The sequence below is a fragment of the Streptococcus oralis genome, assembly GCF_023110055.1.
Classification (GTDB): Bacteria; Bacillota; Bacilli; order Lactobacillales; family Streptococcaceae; genus Streptococcus; species Streptococcus oralis_BY.
The window spans coordinates 231521-253562 of the sequence record NZ_JALDVG010000001.1 but is presented as its reverse complement, the minus strand read 5'-3'; the positions used below and the strand labels follow the sequence as shown (position 1 = coordinate 253562).

17 protein-coding genes are annotated in these 22042 nt (G+C 40.9%); 1 reads left to right on the top strand and 16 read right to left on the bottom strand.

The annotated features are described in order from the left end of the window. Nucleotides 1-12 precede the first annotated feature (12 nt). Genes M1G01_RS01225 through miaA form a run of 5 tightly spaced genes read right to left on the bottom strand, consistent with a single transcriptional unit; the run spans nucleotide 13 to nucleotide 4464 of the window. Complete coding sequence (locus M1G01_RS01225) at nucleotides 13-768, bottom strand: SDR family NAD(P)-dependent oxidoreductase (RefSeq protein ID WP_001259185.1); 756 nt, start codon at nucleotides 766-768, stop codon at nucleotides 13-15. A gap of 20 nt (nucleotides 769-788) precedes the next feature. Beyond that, on the bottom strand, nucleotides 789-1718 hold the full coding sequence (gene rnz, locus M1G01_RS01220; protein ID WP_000354318.1) for a ribonuclease Z: 930 nt from the start codon (nucleotides 1716-1718) through the stop codon (nucleotides 789-791). 14 nt (nucleotides 1719-1732) lie between these two features. After that, nucleotides 1733-2356: a hypothetical protein gene (locus M1G01_RS01215; RefSeq protein ID WP_000129722.1), complete on the bottom strand. Its 624-nt coding sequence runs from the start codon at nucleotides 2354-2356 to the stop codon at nucleotides 1733-1735. Further along, nucleotides 2349-3587: a GTPase HflX gene (gene hflX, locus M1G01_RS01210; RefSeq protein ID WP_247930957.1), complete on the bottom strand. Its 1239-nt coding sequence runs from the start codon at nucleotides 3585-3587 to the stop codon at nucleotides 2349-2351. Before hflX ends, M1G01_RS01215 begins: the two co-directional genes overlap by 8 nt. Continuing rightward, nucleotides 3580-4464, bottom strand: a complete 885-nt coding sequence (gene miaA, locus M1G01_RS01205) for a tRNA (adenosine(37)-N6)-dimethylallyltransferase MiaA (RefSeq protein WP_247930956.1) — start codon at nucleotides 4462-4464, stop codon at nucleotides 3580-3582. Before miaA ends, hflX begins: the two co-directional genes overlap by 8 nt. A 120-nt stretch (nucleotides 4465-4584) precedes the next feature. Between miaA and M1G01_RS01200 the strand changes: the two genes are divergently transcribed. Then, entirely contained in the window at nucleotides 4585-4755 is a 171-nt protein-coding gene (locus M1G01_RS01200) for a DUF3042 family protein (RefSeq protein WP_001051782.1), read from the top strand. Between the two features lie 241 nt (nucleotides 4756-4996). On the opposite strand, the gene M1G01_RS01195 is transcribed toward M1G01_RS01200, so the two are convergent. The 11 genes from M1G01_RS01195 to ccdA2 form a co-directional block, all read right to left on the bottom strand. Continuing rightward, a complete protein-coding gene (locus M1G01_RS01195; RefSeq protein WP_247930955.1) occupies nucleotides 4997-5836 on the bottom strand; it encodes a thymidylate synthase in 840 nt (279 codons plus the stop codon). 97 nt (nucleotides 5837-5933) lie between these two features. After that, nucleotides 5934-6893: an ROK family glucokinase gene (locus M1G01_RS01190; protein ID WP_247930954.1), complete on the bottom strand. Its 960-nt coding sequence runs from the start codon at nucleotides 6891-6893 to the stop codon at nucleotides 5934-5936. A gap of 126 nt (nucleotides 6894-7019) precedes the next feature. Next, nucleotides 7020-9047, bottom strand: a complete 2028-nt coding sequence (locus M1G01_RS01185; RefSeq protein ID WP_247930953.1) for an Ltp family lipoprotein — start codon at nucleotides 9045-9047, stop codon at nucleotides 7020-7022. A 119-nt stretch (nucleotides 9048-9166) separates the two neighbouring features. Next, entirely contained in the window at nucleotides 9167-10882 is a 1716-nt protein-coding gene (pabB, locus tag M1G01_RS01180) for an aminodeoxychorismate synthase component I (protein ID WP_247930952.1), read from the bottom strand. A 74-nt stretch (nucleotides 10883-10956) separates the two neighbouring features. Next, the gene (locus M1G01_RS01175; protein ID WP_247930951.1) at nucleotides 10957-16443 is read right to left on the bottom strand and encodes a ZmpA/ZmpB/ZmpC family metallo-endopeptidase; all 5487 of its coding nucleotides are present in this window, start codon (nucleotides 16441-16443) and stop codon (nucleotides 10957-10959) included. A gap of 2 nt (nucleotides 16444-16445) precedes the next feature. Continuing rightward, nucleotides 16446-17009 carry a TIGR01440 family protein gene (locus M1G01_RS01170; protein WP_049550516.1) on the bottom strand — a complete coding sequence of 188 codons (564 nt, stop codon included), beginning with the start codon at nucleotides 17007-17009 and terminating at the stop codon, nucleotides 16446-16448. A 109-nt stretch (nucleotides 17010-17118) separates the two neighbouring features. After that, entirely contained in the window at nucleotides 17119-18810 is a 1692-nt protein-coding gene (locus M1G01_RS01165; RefSeq protein WP_247930950.1) for a cache domain-containing sensor histidine kinase, read from the bottom strand. Then, on the bottom strand, nucleotides 18807-19544 hold the full coding sequence (locus M1G01_RS01160) for a response regulator transcription factor (protein ID WP_247930949.1): 738 nt from the start codon (nucleotides 19542-19544) through the stop codon (nucleotides 18807-18809). Before M1G01_RS01160 ends, M1G01_RS01165 begins: the two co-directional genes overlap by 4 nt. A 70-nt stretch (nucleotides 19545-19614) precedes the next feature. Further along, the gene (msrB, locus tag M1G01_RS01155; protein WP_247930948.1) at nucleotides 19615-20727 is read right to left on the bottom strand and encodes a peptide-methionine (R)-S-oxide reductase MsrB; all 1113 of its coding nucleotides are present in this window, start codon (nucleotides 20725-20727) and stop codon (nucleotides 19615-19617) included. A 9-nt stretch (nucleotides 20728-20736) separates the two neighbouring features. Further along, nucleotides 20737-21300, bottom strand: a complete 564-nt coding sequence (locus tag M1G01_RS01150) for a redoxin family protein (RefSeq protein WP_061419778.1) — start codon at nucleotides 21298-21300, stop codon at nucleotides 20737-20739. Between the two features lie 13 nt (nucleotides 21301-21313). Continuing rightward, nucleotides 21314-22024, bottom strand: coding sequence for a cytochrome c biogenesis CcdA family protein (ccdA2, locus tag M1G01_RS01145; RefSeq protein ID WP_247930947.1), 711 nt, complete (start codon nucleotides 22022-22024; stop codon nucleotides 21314-21316). Nucleotides 22025-22042: the final 18 nt, after the last annotated feature.

Sequence of the window (22042 nt, the reverse complement as noted above, 5' to 3'; positions counted from 1 at the left end):
AAGGAACTCCTTTTACTTATAATTAAAGATTCCCCCTGCCAACTTATCAGCTAGCTTGGGAAAGAGGGTATAAAACTTATGGGCTAGGTTCAACAAAACTGGGAGATTGAGTTCCCGTTTGTTTTTTCCTATGGTTTTGACAATCTTTCTAGCAACTACATCTGGTTCTAAGAGAAAGCGGTCAACCGACTTGAGGTAGCTCCCATCTGGGTCAGCCTGGTCAAAAAAGGCAGTACGAATCGGTCCTGGATTAACCGTCGTTAGATAGACACCATAGGGCATGAGTTCGAGGCGCAAAGCGTTTGAAAATCCAATAGCCGCAAACTTGGTCGCCGAATAGAGACTGGACTTGCTAGTCGCTATCAAACCTGCCATGCTGACGATGTTGATGATATGGCCTTTTCGGTTTTCTTTCATGCGAGCTCCAAGACGACGAGACAGATTCATCAGAGCAAAGGTATTGACCTCGAACATCTGGTGAATGTCTTTGTCAGAAATCTGGTCGAAATCTTCAAAAATTCCATAGCCAGCGTTATTAATCAAAACATCAATCTTGCCATAACGGAGATAGAGATCAGCTACCAGAGCTTCTAGGGCTGAGTCATCAGTAATGTCGATTTCAATCCATTCCACATTAGGATGATTTCCGTAGAGTTGAGCTAATTTTTCCTTGTTTCTACCTAGTAAGATGAGTTGGTCATTTGGCAAGAGTTTGACCATTTCTTGGGCTAAGCCACCGCTTGCTCCGGTAATCAGAATAGTACGCATACTTATCCTTTCTCAATCTTCTAAATTTCCACTTCTTCCAAGTCTTTAACCACATGGACATTTTCAAAAACAGTTGCCGCATCTTTCTTGAGCTGGCTGATATCTTTTGAAAGGAAACGAGCGCTGATATGATTGAGCAAGAGGCGCTTAGCACCTGCTTCTGCTGCTACTTGTGCTGCTTGCATATTGGTTGAGTGACCGTGATTGCGGGCAATTTTTTCATCTCCCTTGCCATAAGTAGACTCATGGACAAGGACATCAGCGTTAACAGCTAGACGCACACTGGCATTGGCTTTTCGGGTATCACCCAGAATAGTAATAATCTTACCAGGTCGTGGTGCTGAGATATAGTCAGCAGCTTTGATTTCAGTTCCGTCTTCTAAAACAACGTCCTGACCGTTTTTGATTTTTCCAAAAAGCGGGCCGAACGGAACACCAGCAGCCTTAAGTTTTTCAGCATCCAAGGTCCCTTCTAGATCCTTTTGCATGACACGATAACCAACGCAGAAAATAGTGTGGTCCAGCTCCTCTGCATACACAGTGAATTTATCGGTCTCAAGGATTTTCCCTAGAGAATCTTGGTCAAACTCATGAAAATGAATGCGGTAAGGCAGACGAGAGCCTGACACACGAAGGCTGGTTAAGACAAATGACTTGATTCCTTGCGGTCCATAGATGTCCAAATCTGTCTGCTCTTCATTGGCCTGAAAAGCACGGCTAGAGAGAAATCCTGGCAATCCAAAGATGTGGTCTCCATGCAGGTGGGTGATAAAGATTTTGCTGACCTTCCGTGGTCGAATCGTGGTTTCCAGAATGCGATTTTGCGTTCCTTCTCCACAGTCAAAGAGCCAAACTTCGTTAATCTCATCCAAGAGTTTCAGGGCGAGACTTGAAACGTTGCGGGCTTTAGAGGGCTGACCGGCCCCTGTTCCTAAAAATTGAATATCCATTCGATACTTTCTAATTAATCAATATATAACATAGCTGTGCGATTTTCCGATCGGAAATAGCGACTGCCAGAAAAAGCAACAGCTTCTTGCAGTAAATCCTCTTGGCTGTAGCCTTTGAGACGCTTGCGACCATCTGCTAAACTTTCTAAATCAGTCAAAGCTGTGAGATTCTTCACACTAACAACTTCTTCATCTCCGACAGCTTTCATGTAAATCTTTCCAGATTCTTCAAAGACGAGTTGATGAGGGAAAATTTGTGCAATCTCAAAAAGCAAGTCATCCGAGATTTCCTCTTCATTTTCAGAGAAGATCCGCCCCAAGCCCTCACTCTCATAGCAAAATCCAAAAGATTTACCCGACAGGTTCAGACGAATAAAAGGCTTATTTTCAAAGGTGAAACTTGGTTCAACATTGTAGATGTTCAGTTCCTGACTGAGTTCTGCAAAATAATCCGTCGCAGCTTCAGGACTCTTTTTCTGGTAGAGTTCTGCAAAGTAGGCATTGACTACACTCGGAGGAGGTGTGATGAGAGCTAACTGCTCTTGCTCTGTTTTGCTAGCTAGAAGCTGATCTAAATAGACCTTATCCAGACTTGTATAACCTCCATACTTTAGAGCCAAGGTTTTAATATCAGTCATAAAATTCCTCTAACCTCCATTTATTTTTCTCGGAAATGTAGCCTGTAATCACTTCTCCGTCATCTTGATAATCGCGCTCTTCCAGAATCGCTACACTTTCCAAATCATGAATCTTGTAAGACTTCGAAAAGGGCACCCGTAGAGTAAATGCTTCAAAAATTTCCTTAATCTTCTCCAAAAACAATGCTTGCAGCTGCTCACGACTATCCTCAGACTTGGCAGAAATGAGGGCATACGGTGTTTGAGTAGGCGTGAAATCCTCCACCAAATCCGCTTTATTATAAAGGGTCAAGCGAGGAATGTCCTCCATGTCCAAATCTTTCATGATAGACAGAACCGTTTTTTCATGCTCCTCATGATAAGGATTGCTAGCATCAATGACATGAACTAGAAGGTCTACATGCTTGCTTTCTTCCAAGGTCGACTTGAAACTGGACACCAATTCAGTCGGCAAATCCTGGATAAAGCCAACGGTATCAGTCAAGGTTACCTGAAGATTGTCACCTAGATGGATACTCTTAGTTGTCGCATCCAGAGTTGCAAACAGCTCGTCTGCTTCGTACTGGGTCTTACTGGTTAAGCTGTTCATGATAGTTGATTTCCCAGCATTGGTGTAGCCAATCAAGCCAATCTTAAAGGTGCTTGACTCCAAGCGTTTTTCTCTGACTGTCGCCCGATTTTTCTCTACCACCTTGAGCTGGCGTTCGATATCTGTGATTTGATTGCGAACACTACGACGGTTCAGTTCCAACTGACTCTCACCTGGACCACGGGAACCAATTCCCCCTGCCTGACGGCTGAGCATTATCCCCTGACCAACCAAGCGAGGCAAGAGATATTTGAGCTGGGCTAGGTGGACTTGGAGTTTCCCTTCATGGCTTCGAGCCCGCATAGCAAAGATATCCAAAATCAACTGCATACGGTCAATGACCTTGACACCCAGAACTTCCTCTAGATTGACATTTTGCCGTGGTGTCAGACGGTTGTTGACAATGACAGTAGTAATTTCCTCAGCATCCACCATGAGCGCAATTTCTTCCAACTTACCAGATCCGACAAAGGTCTTGGAGTCATACTTTTCCCGTTTTTGCCTGTAGCTATCCACAACGACGGCCCCAGCTGTCTTGGCTAGACTGGCCAATTCTTCCATAGAGAGATCAAAATTATCCATGCCCTGCAATTCCACACCGATAAGCAGGACCCGTTCCTCTTTTTTCTCCGTTTCAATCATGTAAAAACTCCTCAATCTGGCTTAAAATGCGGTTTTGAACTCCAGGCTCTCCTATCTGATAAAAGGTCACCTGCATGCGGTTACGGAACCAGGTTAGCTGACGCTTGGCAAAACGACGTGTTGCCTGTTTAAGACTGTCACTGGCCTCCTCCAGGCTCTGCTCTCCACGAAAATAAGGAAAGAGTTCCTTGTAACCAATCCCTTTGGCAGCCTGCGCATCTGGATAATGGTCAAAGAGCCACTTGGCCTCATCCAAAAGCCCAGCCTCAAACATCAGATCTACTCTGCGATTGATACGTTCATAAAGTTGACTTCGCTCATCATCCAAGCAGATAATCAGTGGTTCATAAGGACTTTCCTGATTTTCCAAATCCTGACCAAAATGGGCAATTTCCAAGGCACGCATGGCACGACGACGGTTAAACTGGGGAATTTCAAGGCCTGCTTGCTTCACGAGATGGACTAATTCCTCATCTGAATAAGGCTCTAAACTAGCTCGATAGGCTAATATCTCCTCATGAGGTGTCTCTCCACCTAGATGGTAGCCTTCCAGCAAGCTCTGGACATAAAGCCCGGTTCCACCAGCAATAATGGCTAGCTTGCCACGGCTTTGAATACCCTCAATAGCTTTCTTAGCTTCTGAAACAAAATCAAAAGCCGAGTAAGACTCGGTCACCTCTCTGACATCAATCAAATGATGAGGAACTGCAGCTTGCTCCTCTGGGCTAGCCTTGGCTGTTCCAATATCCAACCCTCTGTATACTTGCTGACTGTCACCACTGACCACCTCTCCACCAAAGCGCTTGGCCACTTCAATAGCAAGGGCTGTTTTCCCAACAGCAGTCGGTCCAACAATCACAATTATTTTTGTTTTCATCTTTTTTCCTTGAAAAATTTCCATTTTTTCGTTACTATTATTATATCACAAAAAGGTCAGTCAGAAAAATGCTACCACTTGGGGAGCCTGGCTGATCGGGAAGATAAAGGAGGAAGACTCATGGCTAAAGGATTCGCTAAAGGTCTTGTAACAGGTGTCGCAGGAACTGTCGCTGCCGTTGCAGGTGCAGTATACGCAATTAAAAAGAAAGTGATTGAGCCAGAAGAGCAAAAAGCAGCTTTCATCGAAGAAAACCGCAAAAAAGCAGCTCGCCGCCGCGTATCACATTAAGCAACAAAAGAAGTTGAGAAATCTCAACTTCTTTTTATTTTCTTTTATACTCAATGAAAATCAAAGAGCAAACTAGAAATCTAGCCGCAGGTTGCTCAAAGCACTGCTTTGAGGTTGTGGATAGAACTGACGAAGTCAGCTCAAAACACTGTTTTGAGGTTGTGGATAGAACTGACGAAGTCAGTACCCATATCTACGGTAAGGCGACGCTGACGTGGTTTGAAGAGATTTTCGAAGAGTATTAAATAGCTAGGTCAAACTTCAGTTGTGGCTTAACCGGATCATAGTCAACTAACTCAAAGTCCTCCGCTTTGATGTCAAAGAAATTGGTCCCATCTGGTACATTCAAGACCAAACGTGGTTGGCAGTTTGACGGCTCACGACGGAGCAATTCCTCTGCTTGTTCAAACTGATTATCATAGATATGAAGGTTGTTGATAAAATAGAAAAACTTCCCAACCTTCCAGCCGAAATGCTTGGCAATCATCATTTGAAGAGCCACGTACTGCATAGCGTTAATGTGGTGGGCCACTAGCATATCATTCGAACGCTGGGTCAAGGTCGCATCCAGATAGATGTCCCCATCAATCCGACGGACATCAAACATGGTCTGAAAGGCACATGGAAGGAGGCCGTCCGTCTCCTCAAAAGCTTGGTAATCCCAGAGAGAGATGATATTGCGACGATTCCAAGGGTTGGCTTCCAACTGCTTGAGAATCTTGTTAATGATATCGTGTTTCTTAACGACTGCCCCATAGCGTTCACCGATGGTTCCCGTATCTCCCACTTCCCAGTCATTCCAGTAGTGAACATTGTACTTGCTATTTAGCACTTCTAGACTATTAGACTGTTCTTGGTAAATCCAGAGTACTTCCTTGATGGCAGATTTGATCGCAATGGGACGCAAGGTTGTGATGGGAAATTCCCCCTTAGACAAGTCATACTCTGCAAAAGCACCAGTCACATACTTAGAGTTAGCAATGGTCCCGTCCTTGTACTTAGGACGTGCTTGTTCAGAAAAGACACCGTCTTTGAGGATTCGTTCAATATTTTCTTTAAAAATCGTATCTGCTTTTGTCATTTACTCTCACCTCATTTATTGTCCTAACTAGTATAGCATAAAAAAGAAAGGAGGAAAATCACTGGCTTTAAAGTAGTGTTTTCCCCTTTTTATTATCTTATTGCAATACAAGTGATGCTGCTCCGATAACTCCAGCGTCATTTCCTAGAGTTGCGAGAGCTAATTTAGTTGATGTGCGTACTTGTGGGAAAGTATTTTCGTCGTAGACTTTTTGAACACCTTGGAGAAGGAATTCTCCCGCAGCTGATACTCCACCACCAATAACGATTGTTGATGGGTTTAGGATTGAACCGATGTTAGCACAAGCGATTCCCAAGTAACGTGAGAAGTTTCGGTAAACGATCAAGGCAAGGTCATCCCCTTCTTTTGCAAGGTCAAAGACAGTTTTAGCAGTTACTTCTTCACCGTCATCAATCAAGCGTTTCAAGGCTGCATCGCCTTCGTATTCATCAGCATAACGACGTGTCAAGTTGACAATCCCTGTTGCAGAAGCAACTGTCTCAAGACAGCCTTTTTTACCACAGGTACATGCGATTGGTTGGTCAAAGTCAACAGTGATGTGGCCAAGCTCTCCTGCTGCACCAGCAACACCGTGAAGCAATTTGCCTTCTGCCACGATACCGCCACCAACACCTGTACCAAGTGTCATAAAGACAACATCCGGTTGGTTGTCACCAGCCCCCATCCAGCGCTCACCAAGAGCAGCTACGTTGGCATCATTATCAATGAAGAATGGAATACCCAAGGCTTTTTCAATCTTTTCTTTAATCGGTTGAAGGGTTTTCCAGTTGAGGTTGTAGGCACCGATAACAGTCCCTTTTTCACGGTCAACCACACCAGGTGATCCCATCCCAATCCCTCGGAAATCCGTAGCTGACAATCCAAGCAAGTCCAAACGATGTTGAATAGACTCAATCATATCATCTACGATATGGCTTCCTTCATCCAAAACATTAGTCTTGATAGACCATTTTTCTTGGATTTCTCCCTCTTGAGTTAAAATTGCGAACTTGATAGATGTTCCACCAAGGTCAATCCCAATAATCTTTTGACTCATCGTCTTCTCCTTTTTAATTGAAAATGCTTACAGATATAGTATAACAAAATCGTCCATTTTGTGCAAAGGTTTGCGTATTAAATACCAACATTAAAACATTTAAAAATAGTTCATTATTGAAAACGATTAGTCATCAAGATGTTGAATGGCATAGTTTGCTTCTTCTTTTGTAAATCTATCGATTCTAGGAGAAGTTAGCATGTTATAAATTTCCGTTTTTGATAAATTACTATATTTTCTATGTTGCCTTGCTTGAGCTAAGGCATTTGCCTTATAATTTGCATTCAAATGATTGATAGCATATTGTGCAGTGTCACTATTAAAACCTTTAAAAATTAATTGATCATAAATTCCTTTTTTTGACAAATAAAGTCTGTTATAACTTTGTGCTTCCTTTAAAGCTGCTGAGTATGGATTCCCGGCTGCTGGTTTTGGTTGCCACACACCATCGTATCCTACATAGTAACGGCCTCCATCTACCCATTTGTTCCTAGCCATTTTTCCATCTGATTCAACATAGTAACGACCGCCATCTACCCATTCATTTTTGGCCATCTTACCATCTGATTTATAATAATAAGCTCCTACCCATTTATTGCGAACATAGCTACCTTCTGATGGTAGATTAAGTTTTTGAATAGCATAGTTAGCTTCTTCTTTCGTAAAGTTATCAAGATTCGGAGAGGTCAGCGTTCTATAAATTTCTGATTTAGATGAAGTACCATATTTTAAATGTATTCTTGCTTGAGCTAAGGCATTTGCCTTATAATCTGCATTCAAATGATTGATAGCATATTGTGCAGTGTCACTATTAAAACCTTTAAAAATTAATTGATTATAAATTCTTTTTTTTGACAAATGAATGCTGTTATAACCTTGTGCTTCCTTTAAAGCTGCTGAGTATGGATTACCATCTGCTGGTTTTGGTTGCCACACACCATCGTATCCTACATAGTAACGACCACCATCTACCCATTTTTTACTAGCCATTTTACCATCTGATTCAACATAATAACGGCCACCATCTACCCATTCATTCTTGGCCATCTTACCGTCTGATTTAAGATAGTAATTTCCTATCCATTTGTTGCGAGCGTAGCTGCCTTCTGCTGTTAGATAATAATAGGAATCATAGTTTTTATCATAAATCCAATCACTTTTAACCATCTTTCCATCAGAATCAACATAATACCGGCCACCATCTACCCACTCATTTTTGGCCATCTTTCCGTTTGATTTGAGATAGTAATTACCTACCCATTTGTTACGTGCGTAGCTGCCTTCTGCTGTTAGATAATAGTATGACCCGTAGTTTTTGTCATAAATCCATTCATTCTTAGCCATCTTTCCATCTGATTTGAGGTAGTAATTTCCTACCCAAGTGTTACGAGCAGAACTTCCTTCTGATGTTAGATAAAAATATGAACTCGATTTCGTATCATAAATCCATTCATTTTTAGCTCTCTTCCCATCTGATTTTAGATAGTAATTACCTACCCATGTATTACGAGCGTAGCTGCCTTCTCCTGTTAAATAATAATGAGCAGAGTATTTCTTATCATAAATCCATTCATTCTTGGCCATCTTTCCATCTGATTTGAGATAGTAATTGCCTTCCCAAGTATTTTGGACATAGTTTCCCGAAGCATTTAGATAGAAATAAGAATTAGCTTTTTTATCAAAAATCCACTTATTAGTAACTTTAGTACCATTTTGATAGTATGATGAGCCTACCCAACCAGACTGAGCTGTAGATTTGGACTTATCCTCTTTAGGACTTGTATTTTTAGGTTTCTCAGCAGGGTTTTGCGCTGGTGTTTTCGGTTTCTCAGCAGGTTTTGGTGCTGGCTTTGGCGCTGGTTTTGGTTCTGGCTTTGGCTCTGGTTTTGGCGCGGGTTTCGGTGCTGGTTTTGGTGCTGGTTTTGGCGCGGGTTTCGGTGCTGTTTTCGGCGCTGGTGTTTTCGGTTTCTCAGCTTGATTTGGCGCCGAAGTTGTATTCTCTTTTACAACCTTACTATTTTTAGATGCATCCTTTTCTTGAGCAGAAACATGCTGAGCCGAAAAAGGAAAGTCTCCAGTTGTATCTGATAATGCAATCAGTCCCAGTGTTGCAGTTGCTAAGCTGGTTACTAAAATTTTTTTTGATTTTTTCATAAAAATCTCCATTATTTTTATTGATTTATACTTATAGTATACCATATATTTAATTTTGCTTTCAAATCAAATATTAAATATTAACAAATAAATCTAAAACTTAATTGAAAAATCCATAGTTATATCACTTCCAATTCATACAAACCTCTGACTGCGTTACAGCCATAGATAGCTTCTGCTTGGTTCAGGTCTTCCAAAGTCATAATTTTCTCTTTTACCTGTCCTGTTTCCAGCAAATGCTGACGATAAATTCCTGGCAAAATTCCTAAACTGGTAGGCGGTGTGTAGAGTTTACCATTAATTTTTAAGACCAGATTTCCAATAGAAGTCTCAAGCAGTTCTCCTGACTTATTGTGGTAAATCTTCTCTTGCTCTCCTAGGCTTAAATGTGGTCTATGAGTTGTTTTAAAGTAGGTAAATGCTTGATTCAAATCTGCTTCTTGCAGGAAGAGTTTGGCTTTGCAGGAGCTTGGACTGAGGGGTGCTAAGATTTGGCGACTGAGTTCTATCTCTCCAGATTTGCTGAGGGTAACTCGTAAGCGATAGTCTTGATTAACATCACAAACTTGGCACTCTTCCTCTATCCTTTGTCTCAGGTCTTCCGGATTAAAAGGATAGGCAAAATATCGACTCGCCTTTGTCAGTCTTTCAAGATGTTGTTCTTCAAACAGCAGTTGTTTTTGGCTGATTTTCCCAGTCGTAATCAGTTGGAATCGTACTTGTTTACGATAGAGAACAGCCGCCTTTTGATGAACTTCACGGTATTCAGACTCCCAGGTACTATCCCAAGTAATCCCTCCGCCAACCCCATAGATAGCTTGGCCCATATAGAGTTGAATGGTCCGAATGGCGACATTAAAAATCCGTCGTCCATTTGGAAGCAAGAGACCAATCGTTCCACAGTAAACTCCTCTGGGTTGTAGCTCCAAGTCCTTGATGATCTCCATAGTCGCAATTTTGGGAGCTCCCGTTATGGATCCACAAGGAAAGAGAGAGCGAAAAATGGCAACCAAGTCCACATCCGGTCGCAACTGACTCTTGATGGTCGACGTCATCTGCCAAACAGTTGAATACTGCTCCACTTGGCACAGACGCTCCACATGCTCACTGCCCACTTCAGAAATACGATTCATATCATTGCGCAAGAGATCCACAATCATCATATTTTCAGAGCGATTTTTAGGATCCTGCTCCAACCAAGCTGCCTCTTTCAAATCTTCATCGTCAGTCAGACCACGTTTAGTTGTTCCCTTCATTGGGCGAGTCGTTAATTCCCGGTCAATTTGCTCAAAAAAGAGCTCTGGGCTCATGGAAATCACTGCCATCTCGTCATGTTCAACATAGGCATTGTAGCCCGCCTCCTGTTCTACCACCATGCGATTGTAGATGGCAAAAGGATTGGCACTTAAGTCCTGCTTGAGTTGGACGGTGTAGTTGACCTGGTAGGTGTCCCCTTGACGCAAATGATGGTGAATCTGGGCAATAGCCTTTTCATAATTTTCTGCAGATGTTTCTTCTTGCCACTTTGAAGGCAAATCAACTTCCTCATAAGTCAGAGGAATAGGCGATGTTTCTACCCTATCATGAACTGTAAAATATAGCAGATACTCTGCCAGTAAAGGAGCCTTATGAACTGCTAGTTTCTCCTCAAATGCAGGTGCAGCCTCGTAACTGACATAACCCACTACATAATAGCCCTGCTCTTGGTAGCTTTCCACTTGTGCCAGCAAGTCTGCCACTTCTGATAAATTTCTCGTTTTTAACTCTTTGATCGGCTGAGTGAAGGTGTATCTCTCCCCCAAAGCACTAAAATCAATCACTGTTTTTCTATGCATATCTTAAGTATAGCACAAAAAGGCAGATACAGACAAAGCTGATCTACCTTTTTTCATTTTACTAGTCCTATCTACTATTTAGTGAATAAATCTCCAGTAAATCCGTCTGATTTCTGCAAGAGTTGTTTGTAAACTTTCCATTTAAGATTCACTGTATTATCAAATTTATTACCTTGAAGGTCTTTTTCAACTGCAGCATCGAATAGCTCTTGAAGTTTTTCATATGTTGAAATCTTTTGACCATCAATTTCAATTTCTACAAAACCTTTCTCAGCTTTAGCTCTGACTTCTTTATACCATTCTTTCTTCCACTCTTCTAATGTATTAAATCTACCTTTAGAAACTTTTTGGATGATAAAGTCATCACCTAGACCTACGTTACCGGCTGCTTTAGATTCTTGTTTATACTTGTTAGATGCATACCCTAAGAATCCATCAAGGTAACCGTAGTAGCCCCACATACGGAATGTATTGTGTTTGAATGAGATTGAGCCAGCCGTACTCTTACTTGTGTTACCACCGTAAATACCAGTCATCATATTCACAACAGTATAAGCAGAATCGAATCCTTCAGTACGGTAATGACCATTACCTGGTAGCCCGTGTTTAGTAGCGAAGTTGTTATCTACAAGTTGATCAATAGCTGTCAGTTTCATACTCTTCTCATCATCATTTAAATCACGAACTAAATCCCATTGGTGTGGTGCACCTTCTAACTTATTATAGCTCGCTTTTTCGCGATATTTCTTATCGATTTTCTTGAACCACTTATCGTTAGTTCCAGTATTTTTCTTGATGACAGATTCTGCTTCTAAGTAATCAAGCATCATCATTGATTCGTTATAGTTCTTCATGTAGTGATCAATCTTCTCACGACTACTTAACATATTAGGATTATAGTTATAAATTTGTGTACCATCATTTTTACGTTCGTACGCCATATTTAATCCAAGTGAACCATATTCACCATTATAGTTTGTAAGAGATGGCGATTGTAGCATACCTTGAGCAAATGATTCAATATCTGTCCCTTCACGGTGACGCCATGTTCCTAAGTAGGCCATACGGTCATTGATATGAGTTGTTTCGTGAGTGAATGCAGATGTACCATAATCACTAATCATACTAGAGATGATGTAGTATACAGCCTCTGAATTTTGTGGGTTAGAAAAGATATAAGCATACGCACCCATACCGTTATATCCGTGCCATTTACCTGTAGGTCCATAGAACTCACGAACTGGAGCATAGTCACCATTCTTATTATGACCCATTCGATCAGCCCATCCATTACCTGGAACATCTTGGTTATCCCAAATTGCTGATGGAACCATATTTTCAGATTTCAACAATTGATTACGTACATTATCAGCAGCAAGTCTTGACCAGAAGTCTAAGTAATTAATTTGCTCTTGTGCACGTAAATCGATTTCTTTCTTAAACGCTTCACGTTCAGATTCTGTATTCTTACCATATTTCTCAAATGCACTAAACGCTAGCGTATTGTATGTTGAAATTAAGAACATATGAGCCTTCTTCGTATTAAGAAGTGGTAAAATGTATCGACCATGTTCACCGTTATTTAAGTTTTCATATAAGTGATATTTCTTATTAGCAAAATCAGGGTTAGATGATTGTTTCTCAACTACATAGTTAGTATGAGAAATAGCTTTCTTATACCATACATTCATATCAGTATCTTCTGTAAAGAGTTTCATGTTATATGTTAAGAAATCATTTAAATTACCTTTACCTGTTGCTCCCGCAATCACATCACGATAAGCATCTTGAGTTCGGTCCCCTTTCAAGAAATGTTCACGTGAACCAATTTGAATCAATCTATCGATAACGCTAACGTTCTTACCATAAAAATCAGGCTTGAACATCATAAGGTCTTTAATGCTCATATCATTGTATTTAAATCCATAATAACGATTTAAATAAGTAAGAGCCATCATAATTTTAGCTTTGTTGTCTTCTACTTTTTTAAGAAGAGCTTTCATGGCAGCTTCATCACTATTCAATTGATGGTCTTCGTTTTCGGCTAAAGCTTTGACTAATTTATCCAAATTAGCTTTCGTTTCTTCAAAGCTTTCTTCAAGGAATAGATTTTTAATATAACCATCTTTACGACCATCAGTATTTTCTTCGGCTTTACCACGTTTGTCCATTAACGCACGCACTTCAGGTGAAATCAATTCAACACCTGCTAATTTTGCTTTAATATCGTTGATTAATTGTGTTCTATCTTTAACAACCATATTCGGTGTATAAACGACGTCACCAAGACCTTCGATACTATATTCACGAACTTGTTGGACTTGAGAATCAGCTTTACGTGTGACAACTTTTTCTTCCTTAGTACCATCAGCATAATGAATCATAATATGATCAACATCTGACAAGTCAGTTACAAACTGTCCATTTTTCAAACCTGTAACAGAAAGAACTTCTTTCATAACCAAGTTTGAACTGGCTTCCAATTTATTGGCCTGATTAACAATCCACTCTTTATTATAGAAAGGTTGTAATTTTTCGATGTTGCGATAAGCAAGTTCACGGTCAATTCTGTAATCTTGAGTATCTTTATAGGTCTCATCTAATGATTTTGTATTGTTGAGAGTGTCCTCAATTAGAGGTTTAATTTCAAACTTATCAGCAGTGATTCCCATTGCATCAATCTTGGTATTAGCTTCTTCGAGACCAATTTCTCTAATTCTATGCGAACGAGAATATTTGAACGAATGTTTACCTGCACTAACATCTTTTACAACAAAGTTTCTTTCAAGAGCATTATTCGTGAAGTATCCCCCATCGTAATCAATATCACCAGAACCATAGAATTCTTCACCGTTCTCAACTTTCATCATTGAAACATTATTTTCAAGTTTACCCCATACCCAGTTTTTGCTGATGAAACCTCCAACATCTACAGGTGATTTAACTTTAATTGTTCCTTTAGCGACTGAATTTCGTACAGTCCCATATTTACCGATACCATTAGGGTCCGAACTATTGTCAACAGTAGACGCAAGACCAGCTGCCCGAGCCTTAGTTGCTGTAATATCAGCTTCTACATATGTTTTATTCGCATGGCCTTTCCAAATCTCACCTACAATACCAGCAAGATTCCATCCTTTATCCCCAACACCATCAATTTTACCAATGAAAGCAACATTATTAACTTTAGCGCCCTCACCATCTAATTTATTAACCACACCAGCAATATCATTTTTCGCAATAATATGGCCTGTAACTTTGACATTTTCGATTACAGCATTTTTAACAATTCTTGCAACGGGTGCAATATTTTCTGCCCAAGGCATATTAATATTCACATTGCCAAGATTGATATTTTTCACAGAAGCATTTTCAATACGCTCAAACAATGGTCGAGCGATATTATGAATGGTATACTGTTTTCCATCAACACTTGTTAAATGACCATTAAATACACCTGGTACATATTGTTTATTTGGAGTTGGAACATTTGCTGCGTTCAAATCTGCACCAAGCTTAAACGTCCCCTTACGATTAGCTTGCATTGCTTTTACCAATTCATTGAAATCGTAGTAGACATTCTCTTCGTGAGATTTTGGCTTGGCAAAATAATGAACATATTCTTCACTGAGTTCATTACCATTAGTATGCTGAATTAGATCAGGAGCTTTAGCAGTGACCTTGTATAGTGTTTTTCCATCGACAGTAACTTCTTCGATTTTATCCACAGCAAGACGGGTCACCTTATTATCATGCGTAGCGATTTTTAGATAGTATGGTTTTACATCAGTTGGAACAGAAGTTAAGAAGCTACTATCCGTTTCAACACCATCAGTATCAACACTTATTAAGCTTGTTTCTTTAATATTTTTGACTTCAACTTTTTTGAGGTCAATTCTTAGTGGTTCTTCCCTTAGAACTTCTTCTTCATCACCTTCACCACGGTCATAAACCATTTTGGTTTCGAGTTTATAATCCTTGTAGTACTGCAAATCTGTCAGGCTAGCTGTTAAGTTGTCTGGTGAAATAGTCAATGTTTTGACAATTTCATCACCCTTTTTAAGAGTTAGGGTAATGGATTTTATAGTTGCCTTACTTGGGTTTTCCAAATTGTAACGAATTTGAGATGTTCGTTTTAAATCTTTAACATCGATAAGCGACAAACTTAAAATTGGTTTTTCAAAGTTTTTAGTTCCTAATTTAACGATACGGTCTTGATCTAACTCCAAAACCTGTTCGACAACTTTTGGTGCTTCTTCAGTCTTCAGTCCTTTAATTGTCTTATAAGTCTTTATAACCTTTTTCTGTCCGTCTTTTCCTTCTTTGACAGTAACTCTTTCACCTTTTTTCAGTTGATCATCTTCTTCAACCTTTTCCTTAAACGGAATCTTTTCAAGACCTTCTTCTACCATAGTTCCTTCAATTGGTTTCGTACCACGACTTATTTTTTTAGTGACCGGTTCTTTGATGACAGTTGTAGCTGTATTTAAAACTTGGTCAGTCTCAACACCCTCAATAGTCTTATAAGTCGTTTTGGTAATTTGACTACCCTTTTCTCCATCTTGGACGACAGTTTCTTCATCCGTATACTTGGTTGGATCTTCGATAATTTCTGTCTTATAGTCAATCTCCGTAGTAGTTTCTTTCGTAACCGCGCCCTCAGTTACTTTATATTCAGGTAACTTTTCTTGAACTACCGACTCACCTTCTTTACCTGGCTCCTGAGTACCTTTAGCTTCAATCTTGCCTGTATATTCTGACTGTGGCTCTTGAACTAAGGACTCTCCCTCTTTGCCTGGTTCCTGAGTGCCTTTAGCTTCAATCTTGCCTGTATATTCCGCCTGTGGTTCTTGAACTAAGGATTCTCCCTCTTTGCCTGGTTCCTGAGTGCCTTTAGCTTCAATCTTGCCTGTATATTCCGTCTGTGGTTCTTCAACTACCGACTCACCTTTTTTACTGCTTGTATTGGTACTAGATTTTGATTCTTTAAAGTAACCAACATACTCATATCCTTCAATATGAATAACACCTTTAGCCAAACCTTCATGTGTAGATGCAGAAATAGTTTGGTTATACGAAAGTAACTCTTTATTTTCAAATGCAAAGGCAGTAAAAGGTACAAAATTGCTGACGCCGATAGAGCTAATTAACAGAATACCAAGTACTTTACTACGGTGTTTCTTAGAAACTAATAGAACCGCTAGTGAGGCTGTTGCCAATCCAAGACCTGCCAAAGCAAGCTCCTTACTTCCTGTGTATGGAAGTTGTTGACTGTTAGTCTCCTTCTTGCGATAAACTACATAAATAATATCTTCATCTTGAAATTCTGTAGGGACCTCATGGTGAATCAAGGCTTTTTCAGACTCGGTTAATTCCTGCTCCGCCAGATAACGGTAATGCACACTATGAACACCACCAATTTCATTGGCTTGCACCTTATCTACTAAAAAGGTACTGGCACCAAAAAGGAAGGCCCCGATAGCTACAGGACCTACCCCAACAGTGAGCTTACGAATCGAATATTTGGTAATTTTTTCTAGTTGTTGTTTTGTCTTTTTCATTCTCATGACTTTCTGATAGAATCTTGTGGATACTGCGCACGCGCACCTCCGATTAGTTTGGGACGACTTGCAAGAGCCGTTACATGGGCATGCCCAATTTCTCTCAAAAGAGGGCGAATTGGAACCTGAACATGCTTGACATGCATGCCAATCGCAGTATCTCCGATATCCAATCCAGCATGGGCCTTGATAAATTCAACCTCAACTGGATCCCGCATAAACTTGAAGGCTGCCAACTGACCCGAACCTCCTGCATGAAGTGTAGGAAGGACACTGACGATTTCAAGACCAAACTGTTCTGCCACCTGACGTTCAACAACGAGGGCTCGATTGACATGTTCACAACCTTGAACAGCTAGATGAATTCCTTTTTCCTCTAGGATATCTAGAATGGCCTTCACAATGACTTCCCCAATTTCTTGACTGGATTCCTTACCAATCTGACCACCTATCACCTCACTAGAAGAAAGGCCCAAAACAAAGATAGTTCCTTGCTTCAAATTAGCCTTTTCTAATACATCTTCTACAATCTGGCTTGTTGCTCTTTGAATGTCTTTTTCCTTCATACTTGATACCTCTTTTGTCACTATCTATCATATCTTTTTTTACTGATTTTATCAAGGCCAACTAATCATTCTGAATTTTAAAAGCAAAACTCCCAGAATTGACTGGGAGCTAGTTAGTTGCTATTTTATTAATGTATATTTCAACTGTCGTCCCTTTTGAAGGTACAGAATCAATCTTCATCTGGTAATTGTCTCCAAAATGAAGTTTGAGTCGTTGGTTGACATTTTGAAGGCCAACTCCCCCACGTTTGAGCTGACTTTGACTGCTATCACCAGGATTTTGGAAGCCAACGCCATCATCCTCAATGCGGATGACAAGCCCTGTATTCTGTTTCTGAACAGAAAGTTTAATATGGCCCTGACCTTCCTTCTCCTTGATGCCATGGTAAAGAGCATTTTCTACAAGAGGTTGCAACACCAACTTAGGTAAGACTAGGTTATCAAAGTCAGGTTCTTCATCAATCTCATACTCCAGCTTATCACCATAGCGTTGTTTTTGGATAAAGAGGTACTGGCGGACATGATTGATTTCATCAGAAAGAGAAATCAAATCCTTTCCTTGATTGAGCGCCAAGCGGAAATAGGTTGCCAAAGACTTGGTCACCTGAACCACTCGCTGACTATCCTGAAATTCAGCCATCCAGATGATAGTATCCAAAGTATTGTAGAGGAAATGGGGGTTAATCTGGCTTGACAAGGCTTGAAGTTCATACTGCCGGGTCGCTTCTTCCTGCCTGCGCACATCTGCCATCAGCTGATCAATCTGATCCAGCATGGCATTGAACTGGCGAGTCACTTCTCTCAGTTCATAGGCACCAGCTTCCTTAGCACGAAAATTTTGTGTACCAGAAGCAATTTCCAGCATGGTTTCTCTTAGGTCCTTCAAAGGGGCAATCCAGCGTTTGAGACTGAACCACACCAAGCAGAGACAGGCAAGAAGAGATAAGGCACTAGCACCAAGCAAGGTCCACATGAGTTGACTCCGAACCTGGTCTAACTTCTCCAACGAAGACACGCCTATAACCGTCCAATCAGTTCCTGCAATCTTTTCCTGACTGACGTAGGATTGGTGATCCAGCGTATAGCCCTGCCCCGTCTCAATGTAGGGTTTCATAGCCTCCATTTCACTCGCTGAGCTATAGACAGTACGTTTAGGATGGTAGACAAATTCATGATTTTCATTGATGATAAAGGCAAAGCCCTGCTGGCCCAACTGGAGTTGGTTGAGATAGGCTTCCAGAGTTTCGTAGGAAATATCTAATCGAAGCACACCAAGATTTGCTCCCTTTGCATCAACAAGTTCCTGAGTGACAGAAATAACCCACTGACTATCCGATTTACGAGCTGGGGTCAAAACTGGCTTAGCTCCCTGATGAATGGCCTTTTGGTACCAATCCTCAGCCATCATATCTGAGGAAGTTTTCATCTGCACACTGTCATCAGTGGAAATGACCTGACCAGACTTGGTTACCAAAACCACCGTTTTCAAGTCCTGGTCAGCCTTTAAGATGGTCAAAAACAGATCTCTGATTCCCTTGGCTTGGACTTGGTTAGGATTCTCAGCATAGGCCAACACATCCTTCTGCTGGGTCAAACTGGTAGAGGTGGTTTCTAATTTCTTGATATAAGACTGAATAAAGTGGCTAGTTTGGCTAATGGTCGTTTGGCTATTGCCCTCGATAGTAGCCTCAATAGCTGATGAACTAGATTGATAATAGAAAGTCCCAACCAGAGCTAGGAGAATGAGAAAGACCAGAAAGATGGAAATAACCATTCTGACTAAAAGAGAAGAACGCTTCATAGACCTCCCCCCTTCTTAAACTGACGAGGAGTCACACCTGCAATCTGTTTAAAACGTTGGGTAAAGTAATTTATATCTTCGAAACCAACCTTCTCTGCGATCTCATAAATCTTCAGATCTGTAGTTAAAAGCAAGAGCTTGGCTTGTTTGACACGTTCTCGCACCAGATAATCCTGAAAAGGTAGGCCCAACTCTTTCTTAATCAAAGAACTCAGATAAGTCGGACTAAAGCCCAAGTCACTGGCCAAAGACTTTAAACTAAACTGGCTATCAGCCAGATGGGACTGAATTTTCTGGGCCATATTTCCTTCAAACTTATCGGTTAATAAATCTTGTAACTGCTCTTCCTTTTCTTCCTTGTCTAGTTTTTGCTTAATTTTCCCTAACATTTCCTCAATATCCTGACGAGAAAAGGGCTTGAGCAGGTAGTCATCTACACCGAGTTTGACGGCAGATAAGGCATAATCAAAATCATCGTAACCTGTCAAAAAAACTAGGTGAACCTGAGGATAGGTTTCTCGTACCAGACTGGCCAACTGGATGCCATTTAGCTGAGGCATATTGATATCAGTTAAAATGATATCTGGCACCTGCCTTTGAATCAAGTCCCAAGCCTGTCTTCCATTTTCAGCCTGACCGATGATTTCCATATCGTAGGCCGCTACATTGACCAGCTTAGTCAAACCTTGTCTTACCAGATACTCATCTTCTACGATTAAGATTGTGTAGGTCATGCTCTGCTCCTTTACCACTTACTAGTATCAGTATAGCAAAATTCTCCTCTAACTGCTTAGGAAAGACTTCTTAATCTACATAATCTAGTAAATAGGCATAGCCTTTTTCTTCCATTTGGTCTTTTGGAATAAATCGGATAGAGAGACTATTGATACAGTAGCGCAAGCCCCCCTTGTCCTGAGGCCCATCTGTAAAGACATGGCCAAGGTGAGAATCTCCAACTCGGCTTCTCACTTCCATACGCGTCATATTGTAGGACTTATCTTCCTTGTAGGTGACAACATCTGGACTAATTGGTTGGGTGAAACTAGGCCAGCCACAACCAGACTCAAACTTGTCCTTTGATGAAAAGAGGGGTTCGCCAGTTGCCACATCCACATAGATACCAGATTCAAATTTATCCCAGTAACGGTTTGAAAAAGCTCGTTCTGTTTGATTTTTCTGGGTAACGGCATACTCCTCAGGTGACAAGGTCTTTTTCAATTCCTCATCACTTGGTTTAGGATATTTGCTGGCATCAATGACGGGGTAGGCAGCCTGATTAACATTGATATGACAGTAGCCATTTGGATTTTTCTTGAGATAGTCTTGGTGATAGTCCTCCGCCACCACAAAATTCTTCAAGGGCTCCTTTTCAACTGCCAGAGGTTGGTCATATTTCTTAGCCACCTCATCAAAGACTTGGTTGATTACTTCCAAATCCTTTTCATCTGTGTAATAAACGCCGGTACGATACTGGGTCCCCACATCATTTCCTTGTTTATTTTTGCTGGTTGGATTGATAATGCGGAAGTAATGAAGCAGAATTTCCTTGAGGGAAATTTGATTGGCATCATAGGTGACATGGACAGTCTCCGCATGTCCTGTTTGGTTAATCAATTCGTACTTGGTTGTTTCCCCTCTACCATTTGCATAGCCTGAAACAGCATCTGTTACTCCAGGCACGCGTGAGAAGTATTCCTCCACTCCCCAGAAACATCCCCCAGCTAGATAAATTTCGTGCAAGTCTGCGTCTTTACTCACTTCTGTTTTTTTCACTGTTTTTCCTCCTTGGCTAACGGATGCTTTCTCAATTTGCGAGCTATCTGTCTGCCCTGCATTTCGCATTAATAGAAAATAGAAACCGGTTATAGCTAGAAGAATGACCCCTGCCAAGACAAAAAGTTTTACTTTATCATTCATAGCCTTTCTCTACCCCATTTCTTTCAATTCTTTTAAAATCATATCCTTATCCATAAAACCTGGTTGCGTTTTGACCAGCTTGCCTTCCTTGTCTATAAAGGCTTGAGTCGGATAAGAACGGACACCATAACTTTCCAAGAGTTTACCTGATGGATCAATTAAAACTGGAAAATTTTTATAATCTAAGCCCTTGTACCAGTTCTTAAATTCAGCTTCCGCTTGTTCTCCCTTGTGCCCAGGAGATACCACTGTCAAGACCACATAGTCATCACCAGCTTCTTTAGCAATTTCATCCGTATCTGGAAGGCTGGCTAGACAGATGGAACACCAAGAAGCCCAGAATTTGAGATAGACTTTCTTGCCTTTGTAATCAGATAAACGATAGGTCTTACCATCTACTCCCATCAGTTCAAAATCAGCAACCGCCTGACCTTTAGTCGCAGTTTGCGAACTGACTTGTTCTGTTTTCGTTTGCTCCTTCATAGTAGACTCGTCTGACATGTTTTTAGCCGAACAGGCTGCCAAGCAACAGATTGAGCCTACTCCAAGGAGACATGTTTGCCATTTTTTCATTTCTTTTTCCTCTCTATTCAAATAATGTAGTCAAAATGGAAGCATTTCCCAAAAGCACCAAGATTCCCATCAGGATAATGAGGAAACCACCCACTTTTTTGAGGATTCCGAGATAAGGATGGAGTTTTCGGAAATGTTTCAAAACATAGCTGGAGGCAAGAGCTAGAACTAAAAATGGTAGCGCCAAACCCAGCGTGTAAACCAACATGAGACCAGCTCCCTGCCAAGCACCTGAACCACCTGAAGCCGCCAAAGCCAAAACAGAGCCCAGAACCGGCCCCACACATGGCGTCCAAGCAAAACTAAAGGTTAACCCCAGTAAAAATGCCTGACTATAGCCGTTACCCTTTTGCCCTTGTCTCTTTAATTGTAGCCTTCTTTCCTTGTAGAGCCCCTGCAAATGTAGGACTTCCATCTGGTGTAAGCCCAAGAGAATAATAACTGCACCCGTCACATACTGAAACCAAGAAGCATACAGCAAATTGCCTAAAAAACCAGCTCCATAGCCCAGTAAGATAAAAACAAAGGAAATTCCTGCTATAAAGGCCACAGTTCGCAATAGACTAACGACTGAGATTGAAAATTTTCCGCTAGAAGCCTGAGCATCATTCTTATCATCCAACAAGACCCCTGCATAGACAGGTAACAAGGGTAAAATACAAGGAGAAAAGAAGGAAAGAATTCCAGCAAGAAAAACACTGATAAAAAAGATTACATTGTCCATTGCCTTCCTCCGTTCTTT

What these genes read in the sequence shown, in the direction of transcription:
- M1G01_RS01225 (WP_001259185.1), bottom strand. Translation starts at nt 768, where the DNA reads ATGCGTACTATTCTGATTACCGGAGCAAGCGGTGGCTTAGCCCAAGAA.
- rnz (WP_000354318.1), bottom strand. Translation starts at nt 1,718, where the DNA reads ATGGATATTCAATTTTTAGGAACAGGGGCCGGTCAGCCCTCTAAAGCC.
- M1G01_RS01215 (WP_000129722.1), bottom strand. Translation starts at nt 2,356, where the DNA reads ATGACTGATATTAAAACCTTGGCTCTAAAGTATGGAGGTTATACAAGT.
- hflX (WP_247930957.1), bottom strand. Translation starts at nt 3,587, where the DNA reads ATGATTGAAACGGAGAAAAAAGAGGAACGGGTCCTGCTTATCGGTGTG.
- miaA (WP_247930956.1), bottom strand. Translation starts at nt 4,464, where the DNA reads ATGAAAACAAAAATAATTGTGATTGTTGGACCGACTGCTGTTGGGAAA.
- M1G01_RS01200 (WP_001051782.1), top strand. Translation starts at nt 4,585, where the DNA reads ATGGCTAAAGGATTCGCTAAAGGTCTTGTAACAGGTGTCGCAGGAACT.
- M1G01_RS01195 (WP_247930955.1), bottom strand. Translation starts at nt 5,836, where the DNA reads ATGACAAAAGCAGATACGATTTTTAAAGAAAATATTGAACGAATCCTC.
- M1G01_RS01190 (WP_247930954.1), bottom strand. Translation starts at nt 6,893, where the DNA reads ATGAGTCAAAAGATTATTGGGATTGACCTTGGTGGAACATCTATCAAG.
- M1G01_RS01185 (WP_247930953.1), bottom strand. Translation starts at nt 9,047, where the DNA reads ATGAAAAAATCAAAAAAAATTTTAGTAACCAGCTTAGCAACTGCAACA.
- pabB (WP_247930952.1), bottom strand. Translation starts at nt 10,882, where the DNA reads ATGCATAGAAAAACAGTGATTGATTTTAGTGCTTTGGGGGAGAGATAC.
- M1G01_RS01175 (WP_247930951.1), bottom strand. Translation starts at nt 16,443, where the DNA reads ATGAAAAAGACAAAACAACAACTAGAAAAAATTACCAAATATTCGATT.
- M1G01_RS01170 (WP_049550516.1), bottom strand. Translation starts at nt 17,009, where the DNA reads ATGAAGGAAAAAGACATTCAAAGAGCAACAAGCCAGATTGTAGAAGAT.
- M1G01_RS01165 (WP_247930950.1), bottom strand. Translation starts at nt 18,810, where the DNA reads ATGAAGCGTTCTTCTCTTTTAGTCAGAATGGTTATTTCCATCTTTCTG.
- M1G01_RS01160 (WP_247930949.1), bottom strand. Translation starts at nt 19,544, where the DNA reads ATGACCTACACAATCTTAATCGTAGAAGATGAGTATCTGGTAAGACAA.
- msrB (WP_247930948.1), bottom strand. Translation starts at nt 20,727, where the DNA reads ATGAATGATAAAGTAAAACTTTTTGTCTTGGCAGGGGTCATTCTTCTA.
- M1G01_RS01150 (WP_061419778.1), bottom strand. Translation starts at nt 21,300, where the DNA reads ATGAAAAAATGGCAAACATGTCTCCTTGGAGTAGGCTCAATCTGTTGC.
- ccdA2 (WP_247930947.1), bottom strand. Translation starts at nt 22,024, where the DNA reads ATGGACAATGTAATCTTTTTTATCAGTGTTTTTCTTGCTGGAATTCTT.